This window comes from Shewanella sp. UCD-KL12 (assembly GCF_001957125.1).
In the GTDB taxonomy this organism is placed as follows: Bacteria; Pseudomonadota; Gammaproteobacteria; order Enterobacterales; family Shewanellaceae; genus Shewanella.
In genome coordinates, this window is the sequence record NZ_MPHJ01000034.1 from 1 (window position 1) to 3,796 (window position 3,796).

At 36.8% G+C, this 3,796-nt stretch carries 5 protein-coding genes and 1 pseudogene; 5 read left to right on the top strand and 1 reads right to left on the bottom strand.

Features of this window, described 5'->3' with window-relative positions; all coding sequences use genetic code 11:
* Window positions 1-191 (bottom strand): annotated as a pseudogene (locus BM736_RS24570) (IS110 family transposase); the annotation flags it as partial.
* A 504-nt stretch (window positions 192-695) separates the two neighbouring features.
* Between BM736_RS24570 and BM736_RS24575 the strand changes: the two are divergent.
* The 5 genes from BM736_RS24575 to BM736_RS24595 all read left to right on the top strand — a co-directional run bounded on the left by BM736_RS24575 (window position 696) and on the right by BM736_RS24595 (window position 3,394).
* Entirely contained in the window at window positions 696-1,043 is a 348-nt protein-coding gene (locus tag BM736_RS24575) for a hypothetical protein (protein ID WP_076416878.1), read from the top strand.
* Window positions 1,044-1,160: 117 nt separating this feature from the next.
* On the top strand, window positions 1,161-1,511 hold the full coding sequence (locus tag BM736_RS24580) for a hypothetical protein (protein ID WP_076416879.1): 351 nt from the start codon (window positions 1,161-1,163) through the stop codon (window positions 1,509-1,511).
* 108 nt (window positions 1,512-1,619) lie between these two features.
* Window positions 1,620-2,093 (top strand): SMI1/KNR4 family protein, encoded by a 474-nt coding sequence (locus tag BM736_RS24585; protein ID WP_076416880.1) that lies wholly within the window; start codon window positions 1,620-1,622, stop codon window positions 2,091-2,093.
* A 125-nt stretch (window positions 2,094-2,218) separates the two neighbouring features.
* Window positions 2,219-2,812, top strand: a complete 594-nt coding sequence (locus tag BM736_RS24590) for a hypothetical protein (protein WP_076416881.1) — start codon at window positions 2,219-2,221, stop codon at window positions 2,810-2,812.
* Between the two features lie 180 nt (window positions 2,813-2,992).
* The gene (locus BM736_RS24595; RefSeq protein WP_076416882.1) at window positions 2,993-3,394 is read left to right on the top strand and encodes a hypothetical protein; all 402 of its coding nucleotides are present in this window, start codon (window positions 2,993-2,995) and stop codon (window positions 3,392-3,394) included.
* The last annotated feature ends 402 nt before the right edge of the window (window positions 3,395-3,796 follow it).

Consider the following 3,796-nt stretch of genomic DNA (forward strand, 5'->3'; position numbering starts at 1 on the left):
TACACAAAGTGTAAGGTTGCTTCTGGGTACTTAGATTGAAACTGTCTAGCCAGTTTAGTGATAGAGGCTTTCGCACTTGAAATTCGTCCAAAATGAACCGCTTGCGCTCCTCTTTGATCTTCAATATAAGCAACTTCTACAAATTCTTTATGTGTATCAAGGCCAATAAAAAGTATGTTATGTTTATTCATGCTGATCTCCGATTTAGTTTCTTTAACAAAACTATTATGGCTCTGGCTTTCAGCTAACCCACGATTGATTGGAGATCAGCATCTTTAGTGGGGAGTCATTATGTCTAGTTGCCCGCACTAAATCAGTATTATTTTATTTGCTAGTTTATTGCTTAACACGTAGTTTCGTGTCTGGTTCATCTTTGGTTTGGCAATGGAAGTGCCGTAAAATCACTCTTCCTTTTTGCCCAATCCCGTTTTCGCCTTTCACAGTAATAAGCTCAAACTGGCTTTAGTTTTTAAGGCTCAAAGTTCAGGCTTTGGTGTGTCGTGCGGGAAAGCTTTTGGTTTCTTCCGTTAGGTATAGAAACATGGTAGTGTGTTGTTAGTTTATTGCTTTAAATATCAAGCAACTAACAAGGCAATCAACAGGACAAATAACAGCTTGGCTTTTGCTCCTGCGTCGCTATTTTAGCCAAGCGTTATTTGCCCATTATTGTGGCGTTAGTGTTCAAGGAGAGTTCGGTGTACACGGAAGATGATAAGTTTCTTTTAAAGTATTTGGCAGAGTACTTTGTTAACAAGGGGAATAGCATGCTGACTTCTGATTTAGAAGCTCTTGATTGTTATTCAGAAACATCAATAAACAAGTTACGTACTTTGAATCTTGTTAAATATGATACAGACATATCATTACAAATTTACCCGAGTATAGTTTCTGAAAAAGATAAACTTGAAGTTCTCCCTGACCATTTTCAGGATCTTAAAAAGTGGTGGTTTAGTAAAAAATGGGCTGTAATTTTTACGGTGATATTCTTAGTATTACCTGCACTAAAAACATATATTGATTTAGTTACATATTTCTTAAATTGAACACTAACAAGCAAATAAAGCGGGACTGCTAAACCTTGGCTCAGTTTCGCTCCGCTACACAGTATAGCCAAGCATTATCAGCCCCTTATTAGGGCGTTAGCATTCCATGGAGTCTGGATGAATTTTCAATCATTATCTGAAAAACAAATTTTTGATATAGCTAATCCTATTATGGATAATTTGATGGACGCTTCTACTGAGATAAATCATAAAAAGCATGTTCAAGACTTTACACAAAGAATGAAAAGTATTGTCACAGAAGAATATCTCAAATCAGTATGTGAACATTATCAAAATGAGAAGGGGTATTTTGGAGAAAGAACACCTGTTTCCGTTTTTAAAAGGCCTGATGCTGCGGCAATAATTTGGAAACAATCCTTCAGTAAAGCTGAAGGTGAATTTGTAGCTGAAATGCTATTGGTTCATAAAGAAGGTCAATATCTCGTAGATCATGTTATGGTTTTCTAGAATGCTAACAAGGGTTTTCAAGTCGGACAAAAAACAGTTGGCTTTTGCTCCTTCGTCGCTATTATAACCAACTATTTTATTGCCGCTTAAAACGGCGTTAGGAATACTATGAATCGGACTCAGGTACTCAATTCAACTATTTCAAAATATGGTTTGGAATTACCTAAACCATATTTAGATTTCTTACTCAAAGATGAGCCTGAACTTGAAATAGAAATACAAGACTGCTATTGGTTCATGGCTACAGTTCTTCCCTCTGACTGGGAGGGACAAGAGCCTCTTACTCTAGAGTCAGATTTTTCACTCGATAGACTTGAGCCAGTTCCATTTATCTATGCGCTAAAAATGTTTTTGCTTACGGCTCAGGAATTTCTTCATGGCAATGTTATTCAAAATGAAAGTGGCTCAAATTTTACAATAGAGAGACTTTCCCGTGGAATTGCAATTGGTGAAGAAAACGGTGACCTTTTGTTTATAGATGCCAATTCTTTTGGTGTTTATGCCTTCTACCATGATGGTTATTACGTTTCAGAAATCGCAGGATCTTTTGATAAGTTGTTGCAAATGGTAGAGTATTCCTAACAAGCGCATTAAATCTGACTCCACAAGCTGTCCGATTTTTTGCAAATACAAACGGCGCAAGAAAGCGTCCAACTTGCTCCGCACTTTATGCGGGCGTTATGTGCAAACCATATATTGGAGTCTAAATGGTAATACCAAATACAATTTTTGTTGCTGTAGGGGTTATAACTGCTGCATCATTGACTGGAATTTTCTCTTTCATTGCCTTAATAAATCAAAAAGAGGGAAAGGTGTCTGAGTTTCGACAAAATTGGATTGATGCACTTCGAGAAGATGTTGCTAAATTTACTTCTAGTTTCGACAGAATATCAACTTCTTGGCAATTAATTCAGTTACAAGAAAGAAGAAAAGCAACTCCATTTGACGGGGTTGAGTGGATTGCAGAGTTCAATGAATTATCGAAAGAAGATTCTAGTATTTTCTGTGAATGCCATAATAGAATTCTTTTGAGGTTAAATAAAAATAAAGACAAAGAGTTAATTAATAAATTAAATAAAGCTAAATTGTCGATATCAGACCGTGACGTCATGTTTGATAAGTCTGAAATTCAAAGTCAGATCGATGACATCATTAATGTTTCACAAGATTTACTAAAAATAGAGTGGGAAGTTGTAAAGGCAGGAGAAAAAGCATATATAAATACAAAGAGAGCAACCAAAGCTATCGTTACTATTTTATTGCTGAGTTTACTTATTTCGTATTATTTCCTCCAAGGTTAATCGTGTGAAATTGCACATAACAAGGCATTTAAACGGAACAAAAACAGTGGGTTACGTTCCGCTTCGCTACACAGTATAACCCACGATTTTAGTCCGCTTAATGCGGCGTTATACGTAATTATGCATACTAAGCTCGCTGCAATATTTTTAATCCTAAGTTTTAATTGTTTTGGAAGTAGTATGGAACAAGGAAAAGTTGAAACTCAAAAGTTATTTGATGCTGTATTTCCAATAGCTAAACAACTTTTGTTGGAAAATGAAGAGTTCTTTCCATTTGGTGAAATAATGAAACCAAATGGCGAACAAGTTAACTTGTCTGCTTCAAATGGTGAAGAAAGACCTAAATCATCAGAATTAATCGACTTACTTAAAAATCACTACATCGATTCAGCTAAAGCCAAAGAAATTATTGCATCGGCTTTGGTTTATGACGTTATGGTTAATGGCTCTGATTCAATTGCTGTAGATTTAGATCACGTTAGTGGTTATTCAGTTATCGTTGTCGTACCTTACGAGTTAACTAAAACAGAGTTAATTATCGGTGAAATGTTCACGGTCAAAGGTAAAAACAGTATATTTTAGTTTGGTGTATATTACGTATAACAAGCTGTTAAAGCGGGACAAATTACAGTTGGCTGGTTCCGCTCCGCTTCACATTTTAGCCAACTACAATTTGCCCCTTAACAGGGCGTTGGTATGACTCCCCACGTCAAGCAGAACACCACTCTTTCGGCCTAAATATTTAAGCCTGCTTTTGCTCTTTTGACTCAATTGGGATTGAGCTAACACAGTCGATGAAGCAAGTAATTTCGTCGGTTGTCATGCTGATATCCGTGGATTACTTATCTTTCAATAAGCAGCGCCTACCTTACATTACCCGTCGTGACACCTGTCTTCAGTCTATGTTCGTGGTTCAACACGGAGTTAACCGTATTGCCATCCTAACGCCCTCGGTGATCGTGTCACATCCGATGCTTGACCCAC

What these genes read in the sequence shown, in the direction of transcription:
- BM736_RS24580 (WP_076416879.1), top strand. Translation starts at nt 1,161, where the DNA reads ATGAATTTTCAATCATTATCTGAAAAACAAATTTTTGATATAGCTAAT.
- BM736_RS24595 (WP_076416882.1), top strand. Translation starts at nt 2,993, where the DNA reads ATGGAACAAGGAAAAGTTGAAACTCAAAAGTTATTTGATGCTGTATTT.
- BM736_RS24590 (WP_076416881.1), top strand. Translation starts at nt 2,219, where the DNA reads ATGGTAATACCAAATACAATTTTTGTTGCTGTAGGGGTTATAACTGCT.
- BM736_RS24585 (WP_076416880.1), top strand. Translation starts at nt 1,620, where the DNA reads ATGAATCGGACTCAGGTACTCAATTCAACTATTTCAAAATATGGTTTG.